At 48.8% G+C, this 21,042-nt stretch carries 21 protein-coding genes; 16 read left to right on the top strand and 5 right to left on the bottom strand.

The features are described 5' to 3' along the window. Nucleotides 1-110 precede the first annotated feature (110 nt). The 3 genes from ACN0S4_RS10525 to ACN0S4_RS10515 are packed head-to-tail and all read left to right on the top strand — an operon-like array spanning nt 111 to nt 2,284. Nucleotides 111-797, top strand: coding sequence for a hypothetical protein (locus tag ACN0S4_RS10525; RefSeq protein ID WP_417657633.1), 687 nt, complete (start codon nt 111-113; stop codon nt 795-797). A gap of 2 nt (nt 798-799) precedes the next feature. Further along, nucleotides 800-1,408 (top strand): hypothetical protein, encoded by a 609-nt coding sequence (locus tag ACN0S4_RS10520; protein ID WP_417657632.1) that lies wholly within the window; start codon nt 800-802, stop codon nt 1,406-1,408. Between the two features lie 21 nt (nt 1,409-1,429). Next, complete coding sequence (locus ACN0S4_RS10515) at nt 1,430-2,284, top strand: MgtC/SapB family protein (RefSeq protein WP_417657631.1); 855 nt, start codon at nt 1,430-1,432, stop codon at nt 2,282-2,284. Here the strand turns inward: ACN0S4_RS10515 and ACN0S4_RS10510 are convergent. Then, complete coding sequence (locus tag ACN0S4_RS10510) at nt 2,264-3,928, bottom strand: serine hydrolase domain-containing protein (RefSeq protein WP_417657630.1); 1,665 nt, start codon at nt 3,926-3,928, stop codon at nt 2,264-2,266. The genes ACN0S4_RS10515 and ACN0S4_RS10510 overlap by 21 nt on opposite strands. A gap of 147 nt (nt 3,929-4,075) precedes the next feature. On the opposite strand from ACN0S4_RS10510, the gene ACN0S4_RS10505 reads away from it, so the two are divergent. The 4 genes from ACN0S4_RS10505 to ACN0S4_RS10490 all read left to right on the top strand — a co-directional run bounded on the left by ACN0S4_RS10505 (nt 4,076) and on the right by ACN0S4_RS10490 (nt 7,311). Continuing rightward, complete coding sequence (locus ACN0S4_RS10505; protein WP_417657629.1) at nt 4,076-4,654, top strand: SOS response-associated peptidase; 579 nt, start codon at nt 4,076-4,078, stop codon at nt 4,652-4,654. Between the two features lie 151 nt (nt 4,655-4,805). Then, nucleotides 4,806-5,438 carry a peroxiredoxin gene (locus ACN0S4_RS10500; RefSeq protein ID WP_417657628.1) on the top strand — a complete coding sequence of 211 codons (633 nt, stop codon included), beginning with the start codon at nt 4,806-4,808 and terminating at the stop codon, nt 5,436-5,438. 66 nt (nt 5,439-5,504) lie between these two features. Next, complete coding sequence (locus tag ACN0S4_RS10495; protein ID WP_417657627.1) at nt 5,505-6,410, top strand: response regulator; 906 nt, start codon at nt 5,505-5,507, stop codon at nt 6,408-6,410. A gap of 202 nt (nt 6,411-6,612) precedes the next feature. Then, nucleotides 6,613-7,311 (top strand): 2OG-Fe(II) oxygenase, encoded by a 699-nt coding sequence (locus ACN0S4_RS10490; RefSeq protein ID WP_417657626.1) that lies wholly within the window; start codon nt 6,613-6,615, stop codon nt 7,309-7,311. Here ACN0S4_RS10490 and ACN0S4_RS10485 read toward each other — a convergent pair. Then, nucleotides 7,297-7,749 (bottom strand): OsmC family protein, encoded by a 453-nt coding sequence (locus ACN0S4_RS10485; RefSeq protein WP_417657625.1) that lies wholly within the window; start codon nt 7,747-7,749, stop codon nt 7,297-7,299. The genes ACN0S4_RS10490 and ACN0S4_RS10485 overlap by 15 nt on opposite strands. 67 nt (nt 7,750-7,816) lie before the next feature. Here ACN0S4_RS10485 and ACN0S4_RS10480 point away from each other — a divergent pair, with 67 nt between their 5' ends. Further along, nucleotides 7,817-9,496, top strand: a complete 1,680-nt coding sequence (locus tag ACN0S4_RS10480; RefSeq protein WP_417657624.1) for an NAD-dependent malic enzyme — start codon at nt 7,817-7,819, stop codon at nt 9,494-9,496. A gap of 68 nt (nt 9,497-9,564) precedes the next feature. Next, nucleotides 9,565-10,548 (top strand): hypothetical protein, encoded by a 984-nt coding sequence (locus tag ACN0S4_RS10475; RefSeq protein ID WP_417657623.1) that lies wholly within the window; start codon nt 9,565-9,567, stop codon nt 10,546-10,548. Between the two features lies 1 nt (nt 10,549). Here the strand turns inward: ACN0S4_RS10475 and ACN0S4_RS10470 are convergent, their stop codons facing one another. Then, entirely contained in the window at nt 10,550-11,788 is a 1,239-nt protein-coding gene (locus ACN0S4_RS10470) for an Nramp family divalent metal transporter (RefSeq protein ID WP_417657622.1), read from the bottom strand. A 106-nt stretch (nt 11,789-11,894) separates the two neighbouring features. Between ACN0S4_RS10470 and ACN0S4_RS10465 the strand changes: the two genes are divergently transcribed. The 6 genes from ACN0S4_RS10465 to ACN0S4_RS10440 all read left to right on the top strand — a co-directional run bounded on the left by ACN0S4_RS10465 (nt 11,895) and on the right by ACN0S4_RS10440 (nt 16,363). Beyond that, on the top strand, nt 11,895-12,386 hold the full coding sequence (locus ACN0S4_RS10465; protein ID WP_417657621.1) for a methylated-DNA--[protein]-cysteine S-methyltransferase: 492 nt from the start codon (nt 11,895-11,897) through the stop codon (nt 12,384-12,386). Between the two features lie 163 nt (nt 12,387-12,549). Next, nucleotides 12,550-12,855: a hypothetical protein gene (locus ACN0S4_RS10460; protein ID WP_417657620.1), complete on the top strand. Its 306-nt coding sequence runs from the start codon at nt 12,550-12,552 to the stop codon at nt 12,853-12,855. A gap of 118 nt (nt 12,856-12,973) precedes the next feature. After that, a complete protein-coding gene (locus ACN0S4_RS10455; RefSeq protein WP_417657619.1) occupies nt 12,974-13,879 on the top strand; it encodes a DUF3667 domain-containing protein in 906 nt (301 codons plus the stop codon). Between the two features lie 6 nt (nt 13,880-13,885). Continuing rightward, complete coding sequence (locus ACN0S4_RS10450) at nt 13,886-14,932, top strand: GtrA family protein (protein ID WP_417657618.1); 1,047 nt, start codon at nt 13,886-13,888, stop codon at nt 14,930-14,932. Next, a complete protein-coding gene (locus tag ACN0S4_RS10445; protein WP_417657617.1) occupies nt 14,929-15,657 on the top strand; it encodes a hypothetical protein in 729 nt (242 codons plus the stop codon). The genes ACN0S4_RS10450 and ACN0S4_RS10445 overlap by 4 nt, the downstream gene beginning before the upstream one ends. Next, the gene (locus ACN0S4_RS10440; RefSeq protein ID WP_417657616.1) at nt 15,650-16,363 is read left to right on the top strand and encodes a PepSY domain-containing protein; all 714 of its coding nucleotides are present in this window, start codon (nt 15,650-15,652) and stop codon (nt 16,361-16,363) included. The genes ACN0S4_RS10445 and ACN0S4_RS10440 overlap by 8 nt, the downstream gene beginning before the upstream one ends. Here the strand turns inward: ACN0S4_RS10440 and ACN0S4_RS10435 are convergent. Next, a complete protein-coding gene (locus ACN0S4_RS10435) occupies nt 16,360-17,421 on the bottom strand; it encodes a helix-turn-helix transcriptional regulator (RefSeq protein WP_417657615.1) in 1,062 nt (353 codons plus the stop codon). The two genes, ACN0S4_RS10440 and ACN0S4_RS10435, sit on opposite strands and share 4 nt — an antisense overlap. A 107-nt stretch (nt 17,422-17,528) precedes the next feature. Between ACN0S4_RS10435 and ACN0S4_RS10430 the strand changes: the two genes are divergently transcribed. Continuing rightward, nucleotides 17,529-18,413, top strand: a complete 885-nt coding sequence (locus ACN0S4_RS10430) for a MaoC family dehydratase (RefSeq protein ID WP_417657614.1) — start codon at nt 17,529-17,531, stop codon at nt 18,411-18,413. Between the two features lie 43 nt (nt 18,414-18,456). Here ACN0S4_RS10430 and ACN0S4_RS10425 read toward each other — a convergent pair whose 3' ends face one another. Continuing rightward, nucleotides 18,457-20,994, bottom strand: a complete 2,538-nt coding sequence (locus ACN0S4_RS10425) for a penicillin acylase family protein (protein ID WP_417657613.1) — start codon at nt 20,992-20,994, stop codon at nt 18,457-18,459. Nucleotides 20,995-21,042: the final 48 nt, after the last annotated feature.

Genomic DNA, 21,042 nt, shown 5'->3' with positions numbered 1-21,042 from the left:
TGTCAAATGTCCCATTACCTACGTATTGCGCAGTCCATTTAGACCAGTTAAAGTGCTGTTAACAGAACCTTTACAACTGGGTTTATTGAGCAACAAGGACATTGCCGCACATGACTCGCTTCATCCATTTAGCAGTCTTCGTTTTCTATATCGCACTGAGCTATGTTCTCTGGTCGGCTGCCAGTCAACCGTCCGAGCAAGCCGTATCAGCAACCAACGACCCAGTGCTTGAGTCCACACCTGAGCAGCTTGTAAGAAATCCGCTGCAATCTGCTGACTCCAGTCATTCGATCGCGCAGCTCTATGAGCGCCTCGCTGAACTGAAAAGCGTTCGTGACGAACTACAAGCCAGTTCGGAACATGCGACTATCGACGTAGAAGCGTTCACGGCTATGACAAACGACCAACGACGCGAACTTCTGCAAGATGAACTTGCGCAGGGTAAGGCAATACCAAAATCAGCGATGCCTTACCTGTTGGACTATGACACTACGTTCGCGGAACTATACGCACCCAATAGCCGTTTCGCGGACTGGGATTTTGAAGCTGAGCAGACCGAAGTAGCAGCGATGCTTGCTGAGCCTGTGGCTGCCGAAACCTTTGAACGGATTAGTTGCTTGAAAATGACCTGTAATGTTCACTTTGGTACCAATAACTATTCGCAAAAAAGAGGGATTGAGAACGCGTTTAGAAATGCTGTATCGAATCAACCAAACGCCGGTAGGCAGCGTTGGCTTCACAATAAACAAGATTCCAGCGAAGTACATATTTCGTTTGGTCGCAGATTGGGCAACTGATCATGAATCGTTATCTTCTGATCAGTCTCCATCTTATCGATATCATCTGTGTTGCAGTGGCTAGTTTCCAGTATTGGCAATCATCCACAACCAGCAATCCCGCGCAGCAAGCCACCACCCAGACTGAAGTCAACCGAGACTCCAGTGTTGCAAGCGCATCGAGCACTCCCTATCAAGCAGAGTATGATCAAATCAAAGCCAACATTGCCGATCTAGAGGCGGAAATTGCGGATCTGCGTGCAGCAGGTAAACGTCTCAAATCTGAACAAACTGAATTACCGAGTCATCCCCTCGATGACGAATGGAATCAGCAGCGTGACCCGGTCGCCGACTTTGCCGATGATGGCGCTGAAGATGCCGCACTGACTCGACAAGTTGACGATCTCTTTATCACTCACGAAATGTTGCGTGATTATAATTTCCGCAATTTGGAGTGTCGGCAAACGTCTTGCCGCTTCTTTGTGGATACAGACTCAACGAACATGATGTCGATGGTGATGCGAACTCACCGAGCTTTAGTTGAAACGGGACTCCGTTCTGAGCAACCCTATGTGCATTTGGTTCCCAATGCAGACGGCGAATTCGAAATGATTGTAAACTGGGAAAATTAAACCACCCGTGAGTTGATCACTATGCCTTTCAAGTTTGCTGCGGTTGTTAACGAGTGGCGTTCAGCACTACTGATGTCTCTAGCATCGCTAGCTTTGCTGTGGTGGCTGCCCAATCAAGGATTTGGCCCCTATCAAGCCATAAACCCATTTCAAATTTGGCTATTTGTCATTTTCATCACCGGCATTTCTTTGGTCGGCTACGTAGCGGTACGTTTGCTTGGCAGCACTCGCGGGCTGCTGATGACCGGCTTTTTCGGCGGCTTAGCCTCGTCAACAGCCGTGACCTTAAGCTTTGCTCGAATTGCTAAAAAGCATCCCGCCTACTCAAGCACGTTAGCGGCTGGCACCATACTAGCCGCAGGTACTATGTTTCCTCGAATACTCGTTGAAGTGGCTGTGATTAACTCAACATTAGTCGAGACGCTGATAGTTCCGCTTCTGTTGATGATGGTGATTAGTTACGGCGGTGTGATTTGGTTGGTTAAACAACCCGTTGCGAAATTGCTGCAGCCTCAAGAATTACCGATCAATAATCCATTTCACGTTGTTCCAGCACTACAGTTTGCATTGCTGCTGATCTTCATTATTCTCGCAACAGAGTTGGGTCTAGCTCATTTCGGTGACGAAGGACTATTTGTTGTCGCGGCGTTGAGTGGTATTACGGATGTAGACGCTATCACCATCACAGTAAGTCAGCTTGCTTTGACAAACATTAGCGAATCAACGGCTGTTTTGGCGATAATGATTGCCGCCGTTACCAATACGTTGGTAAAGGCGGCAATTGTTTGGTTTATTGCAGGTCGACGGATGGCTTACCAAGTGCTCAGTGTTTTCACTATCGCACTGGGCAGCGGGCTACTCGCCTTCTGGCTGTAAACGCGGTGCAGGCATGGCTCGACCACCTTGCTTTAAGGTCAGTTGTTGCGCAGGACCTTCAGCACTCAGTTCGAATTCCATCTCGATACCAAACTGGTCATTGAATAACACGTTCTCGCCTTCAGACTGCACCGGGAATGCATTCTGCCCGGTTGCTTGAGCAGTCATGCCTGCATCAGTGCGACGAATGGTAATGACGAAGCCGGGTTGCAGCTCATATTCACCCACCAGACGCTCTTGTTGCTCGGCAGTTAGCGAGCTGACATTGCGCATCGCAACATCGTTGCTCACTTTTTTAGCATGTTCAGCCTCAGCGCTATTCACTTGGTAGAAATCGACACCAGTGACATTACCGCTTTCATCTCGAACCGCTTCAAAATAGGCAGCTGAGCCTTCTAGAGCAAACTGATCATTTCCCACAGGGATAACAACTGAAGGCATGCCACCTTGGCGTTGACTCATCAAACGGCCATCTTCCAGCTTCAATGTGCGCTTAGTGTCGTCATTGATTTGGTAGGTGCCTACGAGCTTTTCTAACTCCATTGAACTCATTTCGACTGCAGGCTTTTCAATTGGGAACGGATTCCCTGCAGCAATTGCGGCTAAACGGAAAGCGATGTCTGTTGGGCTGGCAGATCCACCGGCAATGTTCGACAGCACAACGACCGATATTTCCTGCTCTGGCAACCACAGTGCATAGGTACTAAAGCCATGAATACCGCCACCATGTGACAAGGTATCCCAACCACGGAGCTTACCGGCGGCGATTCCATAGCCGTAACCATCGGCAACGTCTTCAGGAGTAATCATTTTTTCGTAACTGGTCGCTGAGATAACGTTGCCGCCATGCAGTGCAACCTGCCATTTGTCCACATCTGCGGCCGTTGCTGATAATGCTCCCGCAGCATGCGGTTGCGTCATACTTAAATGTGGCGCATTAACCGGTCCATCTTCGCTATTATGATAACCAGGGATGCGGCGTGGTGTGATTTTACTATCCGGATAATAGCCCGTATCGGTGATGCCCAACGGCTTCAATAACCGGTTAACAATGTAACTATCCCAAGGCTGCGCAGTCACTTTCTCGATAATCGCACCAAGCATCACATAAGCTGAATTGTTGTAACGCCATTCAGTACCCGGATCAAAATCGAGTGGTAATTCTGCGAACACCTCAATCAATTCGGCAGTTGATAGGTCGCGTTGAATACGGGTATCACTCATATAGCCGGGAATGCTCGTGTAACTGGCAATACCTGACGTATGATTTAACAATTGATGCACCGTAACATCGCCAAACGCTAATTCTGGCCACCACTTGGCAACGGTATCATCGAGTTGTAGTTTGCCCTCGTCAACTAGCCGCAGAATCGCTGCAGCGGTATATTGTTTGGTAACCGAGGCTAAACGGAACACATGATCATTTGCCATAGGGACGGCGAGTTCGAGATCAGCCATGCCAGCCGCCGTCGCATAAACGGTCTCACCAGCTCGTGAGATATGAATGGTGGCGCCTGGCAGGCTCTGTTGATAACTTGAACGCATGACTTGGTCATAGGCACTGGTATCGGCCTGGACGGCAGCAGATACCAAAAGTGTACTAAGGGCGATTGTCGTTAATCCGGTCGAATACGTTATTTTCATTATTTTCTCCCACACCGAGTTGAATTGAGAAAGAGTCTAGTTCACTTTGTTTAAAAGTGTTTGCGATGTTCATGAACAAATGTAAGCAGAAATGAATGCACTGAACTCACGTACTTAATTCACGTACTTAACTGAAGGAGCGATGCAATGTGTGGCCGGATGAATGTGATTGCTGCGCCATTAACAGCATATTTGGGCGAACAGTTAGGTATCCAATTCAAAACGCAGGATAATACAGACTTGCGCCCTACTCAGCGTATTGACACATTGATGTGGAATCAAACAACAGAGTCAATACAACAAGTACCGACACGCTGGGGTATTCAGCCAACTTGGGCTACAAAACTTCTGATTAATGCCCAAGTAGAAACAGCGGCAGTGAAGCCCACCTTTAAGCGCGCTTTTACTCAATCACGCTGTGTGATTCCAGTTTCAGGATACTACGAGTGGCGAACCGAAGAGGGTCGTAAAGTGAAGTACCTGTTCGAAAGCAGTCACAACAGCCCTTTATTCATGGGGGGACTCGTATTCCATGGACAACAGCATCCAGAACTCGTCAGTTTGACGATTGCACCGAATGAAACCTGTGCCGAATACCATCACCGCATGCCATTCTTTGTATCAATCGACGATATTGATTACTGGTTCACCAGTCCCGTCGAACAATTAGAACCGTTATTGCAACCACTTCCGGATTCTGCCATCAAGGTGAGCCAGGCAGAATAACTTAGCGTAAATCAAACTAACGACCCAAGAGGTGGTCAACTAAACTATTGGTAAATAGTGAACAGAGAACAGAAAATCAAAAAGCAAATCGTATGCGCCATTTTTTCTATTCACTGTTCACTGTTCACTTTTAACTATTGAGGAGGTTTTTATGGCACTACGTATCGGTGATACCGCACCTGATTTTTCCATCGACACCACGAATGGCCCCATTAAGCTCCACGAGTGGGCGAATGGCTCATGGGTCTTCTTTTTTAGTCATCCAGCTGACTATACGCCAGTCTGTACAACTGAGATGGGACGGACGTCGCAACTTGCTCCTGAGTTTGCACAACGTAATGTCAAACCGCTTGGTTTGTCGACCGATACGGTTGAGCAACACAAAGGCTGGATTCAGGATGTGAACGAAACTCAGAATACCGTGTTGGAGTTTCCGATAGTCGCTGATAAAGAACTGAAAATTGCGCAGTTATACGACATGATTCATCCGAACGAGAGCGTCACCGCAACCGTTCGCTCGGTATTCATCATCGATCCCAACATGAAAATTCGTCTGATGATGACCTACCCGATGACTGTGGGTCGCAACTTCGACGAGATTTTACGCGTTATTGACGCGTTGCAAACCACCGACAAGCAAGAGGTCGCTTGTCCGGCAGATTGGCGTCCAGGCAATCCGGTCATTATTCGCCCGACGGTCTCGGATGAGGATGCTAAGAAGAAATTTCCACAAGGTTGGACAACTTTGAAACCCTATCTGCGTATTACCGAACTCGACAAGTGATGTATTTTCATACAAGACGCTAGTATTCACCACCGCTCGTGGCATAATCGAGCGGTGGGTTACTTGATGAAAATAGAGGCTCCGTTGAAGTACACATTTGATGGCTTTACGATCGACTCAGAGCAACTCTGCATCGACTATCAGGGCCAATTGCTGAGCGCAGACAGCCGTGTTATTCGTTTGATGATATTGCTCATCTCTCGTTCTCCTGTAGCTGTTAGCCAGCAAGAAGTACTGGAAGCTTTATGGACAGGCTCGGTCGTATCCAATTGGTCAGCATCCCGACTGGTTGCTGATGCGCGAACATTTTTTAAATCCCATCACTATCCGTCGCCGGTCATTGAAACACTGCGCGGGCGGGGTTATCGACTCGCTCCGGAACTTGCCCGACGTATTGCTCAGCCAACTGTTGAGCAGCCACCAACCCAACCGCACAACCCAAATATCCATAATAAAAATGGAGCTTGGTTCACCATAGCGGCTATGTTCTTAGTCGGAATTCTGGCGATTCCGGCAGTGATGACAACCTTTAACTCCGAGGCGACTACCGCTCGGGAAGTGAAATACGGTGAGCCCCTTCAAGTCATCGGTCGAATTCTCTGGGTTGATGATAATCCCAGCAATAATGAGCGCGAAGCAGCATTCTTTGAAAATAAAAGCTTTGGTGTATACAACGTGACAACCACCGAAGATGCTCTGACTCTGCTTCAACTCTATAATTATGATCTCGTCATTTCGGATATGGGACGAGGTGATGACCCTCTTGCCGGCATGCGCTTACTCGAAGCAATGCGTGCCAACGATGATGACACTACCTTTATTCTCTACACCATAGTTGCAAACGATACAATTCGGCGTCTGTTGGTAGAGAACGGCGGTTATGCGGTGATTACAAATCCCGATACGCTGGTTGAAACCGTTGTGAATATGCCATTTCAAACTTCTTCAAATCGTTTCAAAGACAAACCATAAAAAGCGGCACATACTCACTCTGCAGTTTGTTTCACGGATGTGCGAACCACGGATGGCTTCGCCATGGATGGCTACTTTTTTTGAATTGAAATGACAGACAGACATTCAAAATTAAAGGCGCGGCTTCTCACGAATCCGCGCCTTCTTTTTTGCAGCGACATCAGCTAGTGTATGACTATCTATCCTCGAATCAGGATCTGTTGTGGCTGTAGATTTTATTGAAGTTTATGATGACGCGCTGTCGGCTGAGTTTTGTCGCGATTTCATTCAGCGCTTCGATGAGAGTCCGCACCTCACCAAAGGTCGAACAGGTGGTGGTGTAGATACCAGCAAGAAAGTCAGCGAAGACTTGTACCTTAATCAGCATCCCGATTATCAAGATGCCCTTGCGGTCATTCAAGCGGCCACTCGAAAACACGCCGTAGAATATTTTACCAAGTACCGCTTTGCCCTCATTGCGCCCGTAGCACTGCAAATCAAACATCCGCAAACCGGCGAGCCGACCGCTTTAACGCATGAAAATTTTGACGAGATCGCAGCCGGCAATGAAGAGGCGTACATGCAGTTTTTGTATCGCATGGGCCCCATTCAAGCGCAGAAGTATCCGCAGGGCAAAGGCAACTACAATTACTGGCACTGTGAAGTGTACCCAGAGAAAAATAGCGTCGAAGCGTTGCATCGAAGCTTACTGTTCATGTTTTATTTGAATGACGTCGAACAAGGTGGGACGACGGACTTCTATTATCAGAACCGCAGCATTCAACCCAAAGCTGGACGCATGGTCATTGCACCGGGGTACTTCACCCATACTCATCGCGGCACCGTGCCAGAGTCCAACGATAAGTATATTCTGACGAGTTGGATACTAATGAACTCGGGCCAGCAGTTATTTGGTGCTTGAACGAACACCCATGCCAGTGCTGTCATGCACTTTCGCTGTCACTTCAATGCCCTGCCTGACACTTTGAGTCACCACACAAAAGTCCTCAAATTGCGCCAAGATCTTGTCTAGTTGCGGCAATTCGATAGCAGGATTACCCAAGCGTAGGTCGACATCTAAGTGCGTTACCCGCAAACGTCCATCAACACGCTCGGTGGTGGCGGTCACTTGCGCACTCATTTGACCGGGGTCGCCCTTATATTTGCGGACCGCAAACATTAAGCTCGCCGCCATACAATTCGCCACTGCTGCGGCAAGCAATTGACTCGGACTGGGACCCGAACCACTTCCAAGCGGCTCCGGTTCATCAGTTGTGATGGTTCCAAAATCACCAAAATCGACTTCAAATTTATAGCCTTCAACCAACGTGAGATTGACGACACTGGCCTGATTACTCATGTTTTAGTCCTTATTTTTTGGTGGCATAATGGGCGCCCTTTTGACTATAGCGCGAGGAGAATGATTCATGAAGAATCCGCTGTATATTCCTTATGCAGGCCCCAATCTGTTAGAAACACCTTTACTCAATAAAGGTAGCGCTTTTACTCGCGAAGAACGTGCAGCTTTTAATCTAACGGGTTTATTGCCACCGCGCTATGAGACGATTGAAGAACAAGTCAAACGTTGCTACCTGCAGTATTCCAGCTTTGATACCGCACTGAATAAGCATATTTACCTGCGGGCGATTCAAGATAACAACGAAACTTTGTTTTATCGTTTATTGCAGAATCATCTCGAAGAAATGATGCCAATCATTTACACCCCAACTGTGGGTGATGCTTGTGAGCAGTTTTCCGATATTTATCGCAGTTCTCGTGGACTATTCGTCTCTTATGAAGAGCGCGACCAACTCGATGACATCTTGCGTAATGCAACCAAGCGCAAAGTGAAAGTCATTGTGGTGACCGACGGCGAGCGAATTTTAGGCCTTGGTGATCAGGGTATTGGCGGAATGGGCATTCCCATTGGCAAGCTGAGTTTGTATACCGCTTGTGGTGGTATCAGTCCAGCTTACACTTTGCCGGTTTGTTTAGACGTGGGCACCAATAACGAAAAGCTCTTGAATGACCCTATGTATATGGGGGCGCGACACAAACGCATTGGGCAAGCCGAGTATGATGAGTTTATCGAGAAGTTCATGCATGCAGTGCGGCGGCGCTGGCCTGAAGCCATGATTCAGTTCGAAGATTTTGCGCAACCAAATGCAATGCCAATTTTACGTAAATATCGCGATGACTTCTGTTGTTTCAACGACGACATTCAAGGCACCGCCGCAGTTACGGTCGGCACTTTGCTCGCCGCATGTAAGGTTAAAGGTGTGCAACTGAGCCAGCAAAAGGTCGCCTTTGTTGGTGCAGGTTCGGCTGGATGTGGTATTGCTGAGCAAATTATCCAACAAATGATTGCTGAAGGAATATCCGACGAGCAAGCGCGCCAGCAAATCTTCATGGTCGACCGCTTCGGACTGCTGACCGAAGGTATGGAGGGTCTCAGAGACTTTCAAGCCGCGTTAGCACAGCCGCGCTCAGCATTGGAGACTTGGGAACACAGCGGCGACTATCCATCGCTATTGGATGTCATGCACTGCGCTCAACCGACTATCTTGATCGGCGTTTCTGGACAGCCGGGCCTATTTACCGAGCAAGTCATTCGGGCCATGCATCAATATACGTCAGCGCCGATTATCTTTCCATTGTCGAATCCGTCACGACAAATTGAAGCGCACCCTGCACACATTATTGAGTGGACCGATGGACAAGCCATCGTTGCCACCGGTAGTCCCTTTGACCCGGTTAAGTTCCAAGGTCAGGAGTTTCCGATTGCGCAGTGCAACAATAGCTATATTTTCCCAGGTATCGGACTGGGCGTGCTAGCAGTCAAAGCTCGCTCCATTAGTGATGCCATGTTAATTGCCGCAAGCTCAACACTTGCCGAGGCATCGCCGAAAGTAACCGGGGAAAGTGAGCATTTACTTCCAGCCATCACGTCTATTGCTGAGCTCAGTAAACAAATTGCTTTCGCGGTAGCAAAGGTGGCACAAAAGCAAGGTTTAGCACTCGAAATTAGTGACGAAACCCTTCGCCAACGCATCGATAGCCAGTTCTGGCAACCTGCGTATCGAAACTATAAACGGGTCAGCATTTAATCGATTCCAACTAGTCAGCCTTCAACTTTCCTAGTATGTTGAATAGACATGGAAAGTTGGAGGTAGGCATGAGTCAACTGCAGTTCTCGAGGTATTGGATCGGTGCACTAATCTACGCGGCGATGCTCTCGGCTGCCCATGCTCAGACCTCTGAAGCGAACCCGCAACAGCCCGAGAATCCACCACCGGAAATGATCGATGATTTGCGTGACGGTATAAAGAGCTCGGTCAGCGCCACTGCGGCATGGCTCGACTCGTTTTTTGCAGATGAGGTCAATCCAGCAGACTACGACACCGCTTACGGAAGTCTGTCGATACGCCCAGAATGGGACGAGTATGACGGCTTCAAAATAGATTCTAGTTTTCGCGCCAGCGTTGTATTCCCTCATGCCGAACGACAATTTTCAGCCTTCATTGGTCGTGGTGATTTCGACGATATTATCAACAACACCCAAACCACTCGTCCATCAGTGATTCGACGTGATCAAAGTGATGAGGAATGGATGGTTGGACTCGGCTTTGACCCATATGTTGAAGATCATCATAGTTTTTCGATAGGCGCAGGTTTCCGCGGTGGTATCGACCTAGACCCATATGTGCGTGCTCGGTACCGCTTTGAGACCATTCTCAGCGATGCGAGTGAAATCCATTTGCAGTCGGTCGGATTTTGGCGTGATAGCGACGGCTTTGGTATTGCGCAAACCATAGAGCATGACCAAGCTTTCGGGGAACGTTGGTTTAATAAGTTTTGGATTCGCGGCACCTTTGCTGAACGGACCGAGGGTATTCGTTGGCACGCCTCAGAAAAACTCTATTTTATGTACCATCCGGAGCGCGCTATCGGTGGTGAGGTTTGGTGGTACGGTGAAACACGCAATGCGGTACCCATGCAAGATTACGGACTACGAGCGCTCCATCGGAGTCGCTTTATGCGCGATTGGCTCTATGTGGAAAGCTGGGTTGGCTTGCACTGGCCGCGTGAGTTCGTTGAAGAGTCACGTCGACCACGTTGGCTAGTTGGTATTGAAGTTGAAATGTTATTTGGCGACTAGCCTACAGCCATCCAAACGCACTTGCCAAACTCCGCCCACCAAGACCACACGCAATTAATAACACAATCATACCCAATGTATTTTGCCGCCAGTTGTTGCGCCACTCACCCAGTACATCACGATTGCATACCCAGAGTAAGAAGCCTGCCATCAAGGGTAACAATAAACCGTTCGCGACTTGTGCAAACCAGATCACACTGACCGGACGAATACCCAGTGATGCAATACCTACTCCGATGGCAAGAATGGCCAACCAGGTGAGTCGAAACGGCACCCCTTTTAAATTGCGCTCGTAACCGAGAACGCCGCTTAGCGCATATGCAGATGCCAACGGCGCAGTTAGTGCCGAAGACAGCCCAGCGGCAAAGAGTCCAATAGCCATAAACGCTGTTGCGGCATCACCAAATAATGGTTGCAAACCCACAGCTAGATCGGCGGCTCCTTCAATAGTAGCCGCAGTTCCAAAGAATGCAGATGCCGCGGTGGCAACTATCGCAATTGAGATAAAACCGCCGAGCGGTATGGACACGTAAAGGTCGCGTTTAACTTCGCCAAGTTGTTCAGGTGACTGCCATTTTTGTGCCGCAGTAGACGAGTGTAAAAACAAATTATACGGCACCACCGTAGTACCAATGAGCGCTATCACCGTCAGCAATCCACCGGCAGGAATACTTGGAATCAGTAACCCACTGAACAACGCACTCCAATCCGGGTCAGTCAATACAAAGGTCACCACAAATGCAATGCTCATGGTTACCACTAATGCGATCAACACTCGCTCGAGTACCTTATAACTCCCAAGCCATAGCAGCGTAGCCGCCAGCACCCCAAGTATTAACGGCACTAATTGAGCCGGCAAGACAGGGAACCAACCACTTTCGCCCAGCCCGGCAATACCGAGACTGGCTCCGGTGAGATTACCGCCCTGATACACGCTATTGCCAATCACCACGGCACTGAGGACCAAAGCAACCACGAACCAACGAACCAGTGGGTTGGAGATTGCTGCACGAATGTTCTCACCCAGCCCCTGCTGCGTTACGACACCAAGTCGCGCGGCCATTTCTTGCAAAATGATGGTCGCAATAACGGAAAATACCAAGGCCCAAAGGAGTGCATAGCCGTAATTTGCTCCAGCCAAAGATGCAGTCACTACCGTGCCTGGGCCAATAAATGCGGCGGCTACCAGTGCAGCAGGGCCTAACTGTGGTCGAAAGCGAGCAGAATTAGAGCTTTTCATGAGCTATCCTTAACTAAAGTTAATCGACACTAGCACAGCTTATTTCGATTATGCTAGAACCCTAACTAACGAATTTTATCCGATCAAAAAAAGGATGAACGTACCAATGAAAAAAATGACTTCACCCCACTGTGGCACGGTGATGACTCCGCTAGGCCTAGTCTATGTGGGCAGCGATGGCAACGCGGTGACCGAGGTTTACTTTACTGAAGAACCCGTCAATTCAAATACTTCATGTGCAGTGGTTGACCGAGCGTTAGAACAACTCAAAGAGTATTTTGCCGGAGAGCGGCAACATTTTGACTTGCCTTTAGCTGCTGAAGGAACTGCTTTTCAGCAATCGGTCTGGAGTCAACTACAAGCGATTCCCTACGGCCAACTGGCAAGTTATAAGGATGTCGCACATGCAGTTGATAACCCGAAAGGGGTGCGTGCCGTTGGTATGGCCAACAATCGAAATCCAATCAGTATTGTCATTCCGTGCCACCGAGTTGTCGGCAGCAATGGCTCACTCACTGGATACGGTGGCGGTTTAGACAAGAAAGAATGGCTGATAGCACTTGAAAAAGCCCACTCAGGGCCCGAACTTCACGGATAAAGTAAGGAAAGTGCTAAACTAGACCCCAGATGTTAAGAATTAGCAAAAGTAATGCCGAATAGCTAGACGAAACCGAGAAAGTGGCACTTAATGACATCGAGGCAGTATGGACAAGGCAGGAATTCTGCGCTGTTCCCTAAACAGTAAACAAGGAGTCACTCTCATGAAAAAAATTACTTTATTACTTGCAGCATCTACTTTAGCTTGGTCAACCATGGCGTTTGCAGCACCACAAAGCAACGAAGACCCGAAGCAGAATGACAAAGGTCAAGAAACTGCTGAGCAGGTGAAAGCAAAAGCTGAACAAGCAAAATCTGAGCGTGACGCTTTGCGCGAGCAAATGAAATCCGAAAAGGAAGCGTTGCGTAAAGAGCGTGAAGCTCAGCGTGACAAACTTCAAGCTGAAAAAGATGCAGCAAAAAAGAAAGACAAAGACGCCAAGAAAGACGGCGATAATGGCGATTACTAAGCACTCGTCTTACTCTTCTTCCCTTGAAAAAGAGCCTTCATAGGCTCTTTTTTTATGCAGGCTTTTTTATTTCTAATCAGCTACACTGCAAGCAGTAGAATAAGAATAAGAGACGCTAATGGATCCCAGCGCGCAACTGCCAGCACCGTTACATTTCTGCAAAAATTGTGACAGTGAGCTCATTGGTGAGTACTGTCATCAGTGTGGTCAACAAGACAAGCAATACGTCCGTAGTATGTTTGCTGCGGTCGGCGATCTATTTGGCGAAATAGGTCATTGGGATTCTCGGTTTTATCGTACTCTCGTTGGTTTGATGGCCCGCCCCGGCTTTCTTTCCTTGGAATTTGTTCGTGGTCGACACGCATCATACGTACCACCACTGCGACTCTACTTTTTCATTTCGTTGATTTCCTTTTTAATTCTCACTTCCTTTATTGATTTTGACACTATAAATTCGTCTGCATTTACTGGCCCAGAACCTGTTGCTGTTGAAGGCGAACCCGCGAAAAAGCTGAGTCCGAAAATTGAAATCGGCTGGCTTTCTGAAGCAGAAGAAGCTGAGATCAACACTAAATTGCAATACCTTGCTGATAATCCCAAGATATTGGTGCAACGCTTAGTCTCGTTGGCGCCACAAATGATGCTCTTGATGCTGCCATTTTGGGCCTTATTTCTTAAGTTGATCTACATTTTCAATCGACACTATTATTTAGAACATCTCGCAGTAGCGTTGCATACCCATGCATTTCTACTTATGTCCATCACGGGTCTCACCATACTTTCGGTCAGCATGAGCTCACTCACAGCGCTGACTGGAAATCCGCAGTTTGTGGAAATTGCCGACTGGCTAGAAACATCCATCCTGATCTGGATGGCAACCTACATGTTAATTACTCAGAAACTTTTTTATCAGCAAGGCTGGTGGAAAACACTATTCAAGTTTATGGTGTGTGCGCTCGCTTATATCGTCTTGCTGTTCGGTGCGTTCATCGTGCTTGTCATCTACGGCATTTTAACGGCCTAATTATTTATGCAAAGCAACTCAGCTAATCAAATGCTGCCTATCATCATTATTCCCGCTCTTGACCCTGACCAGCGCTTGGTCGATTTAATCGCCGAGTTACTCGGACAATATCGAGACACCTTTCAGCACCTCGTGGTTGTTAATGACGGCTCCTCGGAAGTTACCGCTTTTCAAGAAGTAGCGAAGTTTGATGCAGTGACTGTGCTTGAACATGAGCAAAACCGTGGCAAAGGCGCTGCGTTAAAAACCGCAATGAAGTGGCTACTCGGGCAATCCATTACCGCAGTGGGGGCAGTCACCGCCGATGCTGACGGCCAGCATCGCCCACACGATATCGCGCGAGTAGCGCAACAACTGGTTCAACAACCAGATACGTTGTGGTTAGGTGGTCGCTGTTTCGATGGCAATGATGTCCCACTACGTTCTCGAATAGGGAATCGTTTTTCACGATTTATGTTCCGTCTTGGTTTGGGGGTGGATGTTGAAGACACCCAAACGGGTCTGCGTGGAATACCTTTTGCTGTGCTTCCTGCGTTACTCGAGTCCGACAGCGATCATTACGAGTTCGAGCTCGATATGCTGATGTTTACCAAGCGGATGCAGTTCCCAATTGATTCTATTCCCATCGAAACAGTTTACGAGAACAACAACGAAGTCAGTCACTTTCGACCTCTGATTGACTCCATGATGATCTATCGGAAATTCATCAAATTTTCAGGAGTCAGCATCATCTCGGCGGTCATCGATTACGGCGTTTTTGCCGTGATCTACGCGTTTACTGGTGAGATCTTGGCGGCGATAGCCGGTGCTCGTTTGTTTTCCGGCATCTTTAATTTTACCGCGAATCGTCAATGGGTCTTTCAGCGCGGTGGGCAACTAAGGTGGGATGCGGCTAAGTATACAGCTCTGGCCGTCGTGTTAGTTTTGCTCAACTATGCCTTTACCAAGAGCCTATTGTGGCTTGGTTTGACCCCATTTGTTGGTAAACCCTTATCTGAGTTTATGGTCTTTTTGCTCAGTTATAAGCTGCAGAAAAAGCTGATTTTCAAATGAAGCCCACTCGTATTCGTTGGCGTATTTGGCATCGCCGTTTAGCTTGGCTGGTTGGCATCCAACTCTTGCTATGGAGTATCAGTGGTGCTTACATGGTATGGCTGGAACTTGACTACATTCGTGGTGCCAGCCATACCAACGCCAAAGGGCAACAACAGCTATTGCTAGAACAAGCGCCGGAGACGATCGCCTCATCCGCACAAGTGCTGGCGCAATATACCGATATAACCGCAATAACGCTGCGACGGCTACCGACTAAGCAGTGGGTTTACCAAGTAGACCGACTCAATACAACGCTCTTACTCGATGCCTTCTCACTGAAACCACTCGTGCTGCAGCCAGCTGACATTGCTGCATTGGCGAACGATTATCGAACGTCAGAAAGTGGTATTGATGAGGCTCCAACGGTTCTACTGCTTACCGAGCAGTTGCCTCAGGAGGTGAGCTTTGCTGAGTTACCACTGTGGCAGGTGACTTACTCAGACCTCTTGAACACAACACTCTACATTGATGCAGCTTCGGGAACATTAATCAGTACGCGACATGACTTCTGGCGCCTCTTTGATTTTATGTGGATGCTCCACATCATGGACTACGATGAGCGTGCTGATATTTCGACGTGGTGGGCGCAAGTGTTTATGCTTCTCAGCTTGGTCTTTATCCTCACGGGGGTATCTTTGTTGCTCCTGCAATTGAGACGGCTAGGGAGACGATTCCATGCGTAACCTATTCCGACTGCACCGTCTGTTAGCGCTTCTCATTGCTGCACAAGTCATCATTTGGGTTGTATCTGGATTCTATTTTAGTTGGCTTGGGCATACCACGCTTGCCGGTGAGAAATATGGAGTCGCTTCAACGCCTCAATTTTTGAATCAGCCACCTGCTATTAGCGTACAATCCATCGCTGCAGCTTACCCTGAGGCTATTTCAATTGCGCTTCATCAGGTTGCCGACACACCTCAATATTCAATCACCTTGCCAACCACAGAGCTCTACATTCAAGCAAATACGGGTGAACCTTGGTCGACTTCAATAGCAATGGCTCGCGCGCTAGCACAAGCGAACTATGCTGGCCCCGGTGTTATCACTACTGAACGTCAGGTAGATCTAGCGACTGCTCTACCACAACAAACTGGCGAAGGATTTGCCTTCACTTTTGCCGACGACGAACAAACGGTCATCTATGTGAGCGCCGACAATGGGGCTATAGCGGGCTATGGGAATCGATACTCAGCCATAACCGATTGGATGTTTCGCTTACACTTTATGGATTACAGCGGTCAGCGAGATTTCAACAATCTATTGAATCGTTCGCTGGGACTCATCTTCTTGTTCTTCTGCTCGTCAGGAATCGTGATTATCGCTCGCCAACTCGCCTCACGTCGGCAGCAGAAGAAACGGAGCCAACAGCTAACCCAACAAGATGCTTAAAAGGTTCGTTGGGTCGGCACTTCAAGCTCGTCGACTTCCATATTCTTTAGTGCTTGCGCTAGCTCTTGTTTGAATCGTTCACGAAAATCATCCGGGCCCACAACTTTGAGATAAGGCGCACGTGCGAGCAACCACTGAATTAGGTTGAGTGTGTATGGCACCGTCACTTCAAGTAACCGGTTAAAGGGCTGGCCCGGGATTTCACTTAATGTCTGATCGGCACCCAACGGCGCATCTTCAATTTCTCGACGGACTGAATTAAAGATGATCGCTTGGAGCCGAAACGGCTCACCGAATCGAAATGCGAGCGCTCCTGATTTGGTATAGGAATCAAGATTAAAGTCACCCACGTCCGCAGCAAACGTGACCGATTCTTGGATGCGACTAATGCGTGAAAAGGGTAACTGCCGAATCCTGCCATCGGCGCGTTGACGAATAATCAAATACGCCACCGAACCGCGATAAAACATCCCCAGAGTCGTCGCTTCGATGGTTTGCGCTGGGTCTCCTTGGTGTCGATGATAATCTAGTGTCACAGCCACTTGCTTGAGGGCAGCATCCTGCAATCGATCATTTAAATCAGTCGCTAAGTTAGGCCCTAGTAAGCGGTGGCCTGCACTGGTCACACGGACGCGATCGAGCCAACGTGACGCTGGAGTATCACGATGAGCCAGTTGCTGGCGGGCGCGCTCGAACAAAGGCTTTACCGCGTCAAAGGTATGCATGGGCCCTAATGCATCGAGTTGCTGTTCAGCAACCACTAGCGCAAGCGCTACGGGGTCTTCAAGCTCTAGCAATCGCTCAAAATCGACGGGGTCTACCGCCCACAGATTCGCCCGGCCCTGTTTACCAGCTTGGTGCAGACCAAAATGCCCATCGAGCGTTTCCAGATCACGTTGAATGGTTCGTTCCGAGACGGCTTTCAGTTCTCGATCAGCCAGCACTTCAAGCAGTTCTGCAACTGTGCGTTCACGCTCGTAGAGCGCGAGTAACATGTAAACACAGCGTAAAACAACTTCTTTATTATCGTTGCGATGATGAGAGGTAGGTCCTGGCATGCTGGAAATCCATGTATACTATGTGTGTTTTGATGCTAGCGGGCATCGCCTAGCAAAGTCAAAATTATGTTATTCTATTGTCCGATTTTGGACTCAAAGGATGTGAGATGCACACGCAAGCCAATACTACGCTGCCAAAACTACCGGGCATGCTGATTCGCTCGTTATTTACTGTTGCTCGAGATGATCAAGCAACAGCCGCAGCGAGCACTATTGCCGGTCAGTTTGTTGCTCCTGCTTTTAGCGCAGAGCAATTGCAGAGTTTTCACGATGCATTCGGTGGCTTTGTGGGTGAAGTGCCATTAACTCTGATGTATTGCTTAGCTCAGCGTGTTCATCTGGCACAGATGCTCGATCCTGAGTTTCCGTGGCCAGCACCCGGATTGGTGCATGTGAGCAACGCACTTGAACAACATGCGCCCATTAGTCCAACTACTGAATTTGTCATGCATGCGGCCATCAAGCTCCCTGCACGTGGACCGAAAGTATCGCCTCGGCGCTTGCGGCCGTTGTTCACTGTGAAGTTTTATCAGGACGATGAATTGGTGGTCACCTGCGTGTCCGAATACCAAGTCATGCCGAAAAATGCACCAAAGCCGACCAAAACGCGTGAAGCTAAGACCGCGACTATGCCCGGCGAAGACTGGCAACAAGTGGAAAGTTGGCGTTTGAGTGTGCAGACAGCGCGGCAATATGCTCGTCTATCTGGTGACTTCAATCCGATTCATTTACATCCATTTTTGTCGCGCTGGTTTGGTTTTCAGCAACCGATCATTCATGGCATGTACATGGCTGCGCGTGCGCAGGCAGAAATTGAGCGCTCAGCGAACCAGGCAGTCAGAAGTATTGATGTGACATTTAAACGCCCAGTGCCGTTGCCCGCGCGAATTTCGCTGTGGCAGCAACCGGCGAACAACCAGCAGCCGGGACGCTATCAAATTTGTGGAGCTGAAGACCACCTGCAACGATTAGAAGGCAGCTTCAGCTTTTAAAGCCAGAACTTAAGCTAGAACTTTAACCAGAACGCGCGGCGAATTATTCGCCGCTGGTTCCTGTCAATTCCAAGACCTCTATAGTATTCGCCTCAATATCTTCATTGCTGAATAGAATTGGACGTAACTGTGGCTCAGATGAGTACAACTCAGTTTGGTCAATGTAGTGATCAGACTCTGGGTTCGATGCTTGCGAGTAAGTCAAAATACCCTCAGCAACCGGCCCATTGTCGGTAAACTCCATCGCAAACTTCCAGCTTGAACCATAGGTAATATGGTAGCCGCCAGCAGCAGCACTCAAGTTTGACCCCGGCAGCAATGGATAGGTATGGCGACGCAGTAAAGTGCCATCATTGCCCATATTGCTGCTGAATACGTTGAAGCCACCTTCGATGTTATTAGAGCCCGCCCACGGCAAGCGAACACCAGACGGTTGACCATTCGGCAAGCTACGCTCAACAAACTGAACAGCGCCTAACGGTGCCGCAACATCTAAGCCCGCGTTAACGATACGCTGTTGTGCTGCAGCAAGTTGTTGGAGCACAGTATCGTTTGCCGCGAGGGTATTCGGCGTATTGGTTGGATCGGCGGCATCAAAACCGTTGACCCACTGTGGGTTACGACGGAACTCCGAAGCAAATTCGCGGAACACCATACCACCCACGCTATTCAAGTTCATCGTACCGTTCCACTGCCCTAATGCATCACATGCAGGCGCAATGGATACCGAACCATTTGCGGTTTGTACGGGTGTATCGCCTTGCGCTTCACATTGCGCCAGCAAGTCACTCAGTACCTCTTCTCCTAACCAGTTCCGGTTATTGGTGAGACGATCCACTAAGTCGGCACGCGTGAATAGGCCATCAACCGAACCGCCTTCAGCAAGGAACTTCTGTCCCATGCGCGAACGATAGGATTGCTGATTACCAGTGGGTCCCCACAATGGTGAGACACCAGAAATAGGCGCAGCCGGGTTGGTCAACCAATAGCTGTCATTGGAGTTTTGAACAAAGTCAGTGCGGTTGAGTTGCGGCGCTTGTTCAAATGGCACTTTGCCATTTGGCATGAAGCCACTGTCATCACCCGGAAATATGGGTAACCCAGTAGCACCTGTTAATGTTTGATACAGTTGATTGCCACCCCACGCCTGCAGCGCTGCAGGTGCAATGTTGGGTACCGAGCTACCATCCGTGAAGAAGGCTTGACCATCTGCAGATACGGCCATCGTATTGTTAAATACGGTACCCATATTTTCCGCGAATGTCGCTTGGAACTCTTCCATGCTTTCCGCTAGGTTCATACCAAACCACTGATCAAACAAATCGAGGTTCGGCAAGTTCGCATCAAATAACGCATAAGCGACTTCTTGGCCAGTAAATGGATCCGTGCCCCAAGGTAACGCACCCGGAACCACGATAATCGGACCAAACTCACTGTGATAGCTACGCTTCTGCAAAGTTGCAAATGTACCCGGACCTGTAGCCACCTGAATTTCGTGGAATTGCTCGGTCATCGGCACTGGTTCACCGTCCAATAAGTAGGTCTTACGATCTGGGTCGTTCGGATCCAGCGTTAAGCGGTGAATAGTAAAACGCGATGCTGTCGAGAAGGTATGCGTCCATGCCATGTGCTCGGTCATACCAATATTGACCACGCCCGGCATACCCGAAAGTGAACCACCAACAACTTTCATCTCACCCGGTACTTCAACACCGAAACTCCAGAAACGCTGGTTCCCTGTATAGGGGAAGTGCGGGTTGGCAATCAGCATGCCTTTACCAGTGGCACTTAAATCGGAGCCGATAGCCCAACCATTCGAGCCGGCTTCGGTTGGATTGGTGTCCGGAATGGTTACATCAGCTGCGTCAAACGAGCCAAGATCAAAACTTTTCCCAGTCGCTTTGTTCATTGCACCCATCATTTGATCAGGTGGTGTTGCGAGGAACAATGGACCGGTAAAGTTGGCAGCACCTGGCAACAGTGCAACACCTTGCGCATAGGTGAGGAGGTCAACTGGCGTGATGGGTTGCACCCACGGCTGGCCCGCACAAGCAGGATCTATGTTGTCAACGCCGGTATCAGCTAGGTAACGATTGTAACCACTGGTATACCCGCTAATCATCGCTTGTGCTTCTTCGCTGATTTCAGCAAGTCCAGCCTCTGCGTTCGCGCGAATTCCCAAGGTTAAATAACCAAAATCATTCAGCAAATTATCCGAGTCTCCAGAGCCTGGAACGCGGTCAGGACCGAAGTATTGCGAGCGCTGTGAGTTAAACTTAATCACCTGATCCGCGAGGATACAAATGTTGTCACGCGCGAATGCATAGCCAACGCCGTAGCCGACACTTTCTAGGTTCTCGGCTTGAACGTACGGCACGCCATAATCTGTCCAGCGTACTGTTGCTTCTAGATTCCCATTCGGAGCAAACGCTACCAGACCAGATGGTGGCGGCGGCGGTGGTGGTGGTGGAACGACTTCATCGTCATCATCGCTGCTGCCGCAGGCTTGTAAAGCAAATATTGAAGAGGTTACGAATAGCGCCGCCAGTAGCTTGCGCTTAAAAATAGGAGTGTCAGACATGTGCATACCCTTGTTGTTCTGTATTTTTTATTTTCGTTACAAAAACAA

The organism is Pseudidiomarina aestuarii, from assembly GCF_048263735.1.
GTDB lineage: Bacteria > Pseudomonadota > Gammaproteobacteria > Enterobacterales > Alteromonadaceae > Pseudidiomarina > Pseudidiomarina aestuarii_B.
This window is presented reverse-complemented; position numbering and strand designations above follow the sequence as displayed.

Excerpts from the sequence above, each read along its gene's own strand:
- ACN0S4_RS10525 (WP_417657633.1), top strand. The coding sequence starts at position 111 with ATGACTCGCTTCATCCATTTAGCAGTCTTCGTTTTCTATATCGCACTG.
- ACN0S4_RS10520 (WP_417657632.1), top strand. The coding sequence starts at position 800 with ATGAATCGTTATCTTCTGATCAGTCTCCATCTTATCGATATCATCTGT.
- ACN0S4_RS10515 (WP_417657631.1), top strand. The coding sequence starts at position 1,430 with ATGCCTTTCAAGTTTGCTGCGGTTGTTAACGAGTGGCGTTCAGCACTA.
- ACN0S4_RS10510 (WP_417657630.1), bottom strand. The coding sequence starts at position 3,928 with ATGAAAATAACGTATTCGACCGGATTAACGACAATCGCCCTTAGTACA.
- ACN0S4_RS10505 (WP_417657629.1), top strand. The coding sequence starts at position 4,076 with ATGTGTGGCCGGATGAATGTGATTGCTGCGCCATTAACAGCATATTTG.
- ACN0S4_RS10500 (WP_417657628.1), top strand. The coding sequence starts at position 4,806 with ATGGCACTACGTATCGGTGATACCGCACCTGATTTTTCCATCGACACC.
- ACN0S4_RS10495 (WP_417657627.1), top strand. The coding sequence starts at position 5,505 with ATGAAAATAGAGGCTCCGTTGAAGTACACATTTGATGGCTTTACGATC.
- ACN0S4_RS10485 (WP_417657625.1), bottom strand. The coding sequence starts at position 7,749 with ATGAGTAATCAGGCCAGTGTCGTCAATCTCACGTTGGTTGAAGGCTAT.
- ACN0S4_RS10480 (WP_417657624.1), top strand. The coding sequence starts at position 7,817 with ATGAAGAATCCGCTGTATATTCCTTATGCAGGCCCCAATCTGTTAGAA.
- ACN0S4_RS10475 (WP_417657623.1), top strand. The coding sequence starts at position 9,565 with ATGAGTCAACTGCAGTTCTCGAGGTATTGGATCGGTGCACTAATCTAC.
- ACN0S4_RS10470 (WP_417657622.1), bottom strand. The coding sequence starts at position 11,788 with ATGAAAAGCTCTAATTCTGCTCGCTTTCGACCACAGTTAGGCCCTGCT.
- ACN0S4_RS10465 (WP_417657621.1), top strand. The coding sequence starts at position 11,895 with ATGAAAAAAATGACTTCACCCCACTGTGGCACGGTGATGACTCCGCTA.
- ACN0S4_RS10460 (WP_417657620.1), top strand. The coding sequence starts at position 12,550 with ATGAAAAAAATTACTTTATTACTTGCAGCATCTACTTTAGCTTGGTCA.
- ACN0S4_RS10455 (WP_417657619.1), top strand. The coding sequence starts at position 12,974 with ATGGATCCCAGCGCGCAACTGCCAGCACCGTTACATTTCTGCAAAAAT.
- ACN0S4_RS10450 (WP_417657618.1), top strand. The coding sequence starts at position 13,886 with ATGCAAAGCAACTCAGCTAATCAAATGCTGCCTATCATCATTATTCCC.
- ACN0S4_RS10445 (WP_417657617.1), top strand. The coding sequence starts at position 14,929 with ATGAAGCCCACTCGTATTCGTTGGCGTATTTGGCATCGCCGTTTAGCT.
- ACN0S4_RS10440 (WP_417657616.1), top strand. The coding sequence starts at position 15,650 with ATGCGTAACCTATTCCGACTGCACCGTCTGTTAGCGCTTCTCATTGCT.
- ACN0S4_RS10435 (WP_417657615.1), bottom strand. The coding sequence starts at position 17,421 with ATGCCAGGACCTACCTCTCATCATCGCAACGATAATAAAGAAGTTGTT.
- ACN0S4_RS10430 (WP_417657614.1), top strand. The coding sequence starts at position 17,529 with ATGCACACGCAAGCCAATACTACGCTGCCAAAACTACCGGGCATGCTG.
- ACN0S4_RS10425 (WP_417657613.1), bottom strand. The coding sequence starts at position 20,994 with ATGTCTGACACTCCTATTTTTAAGCGCAAGCTACTGGCGGCGCTATTC.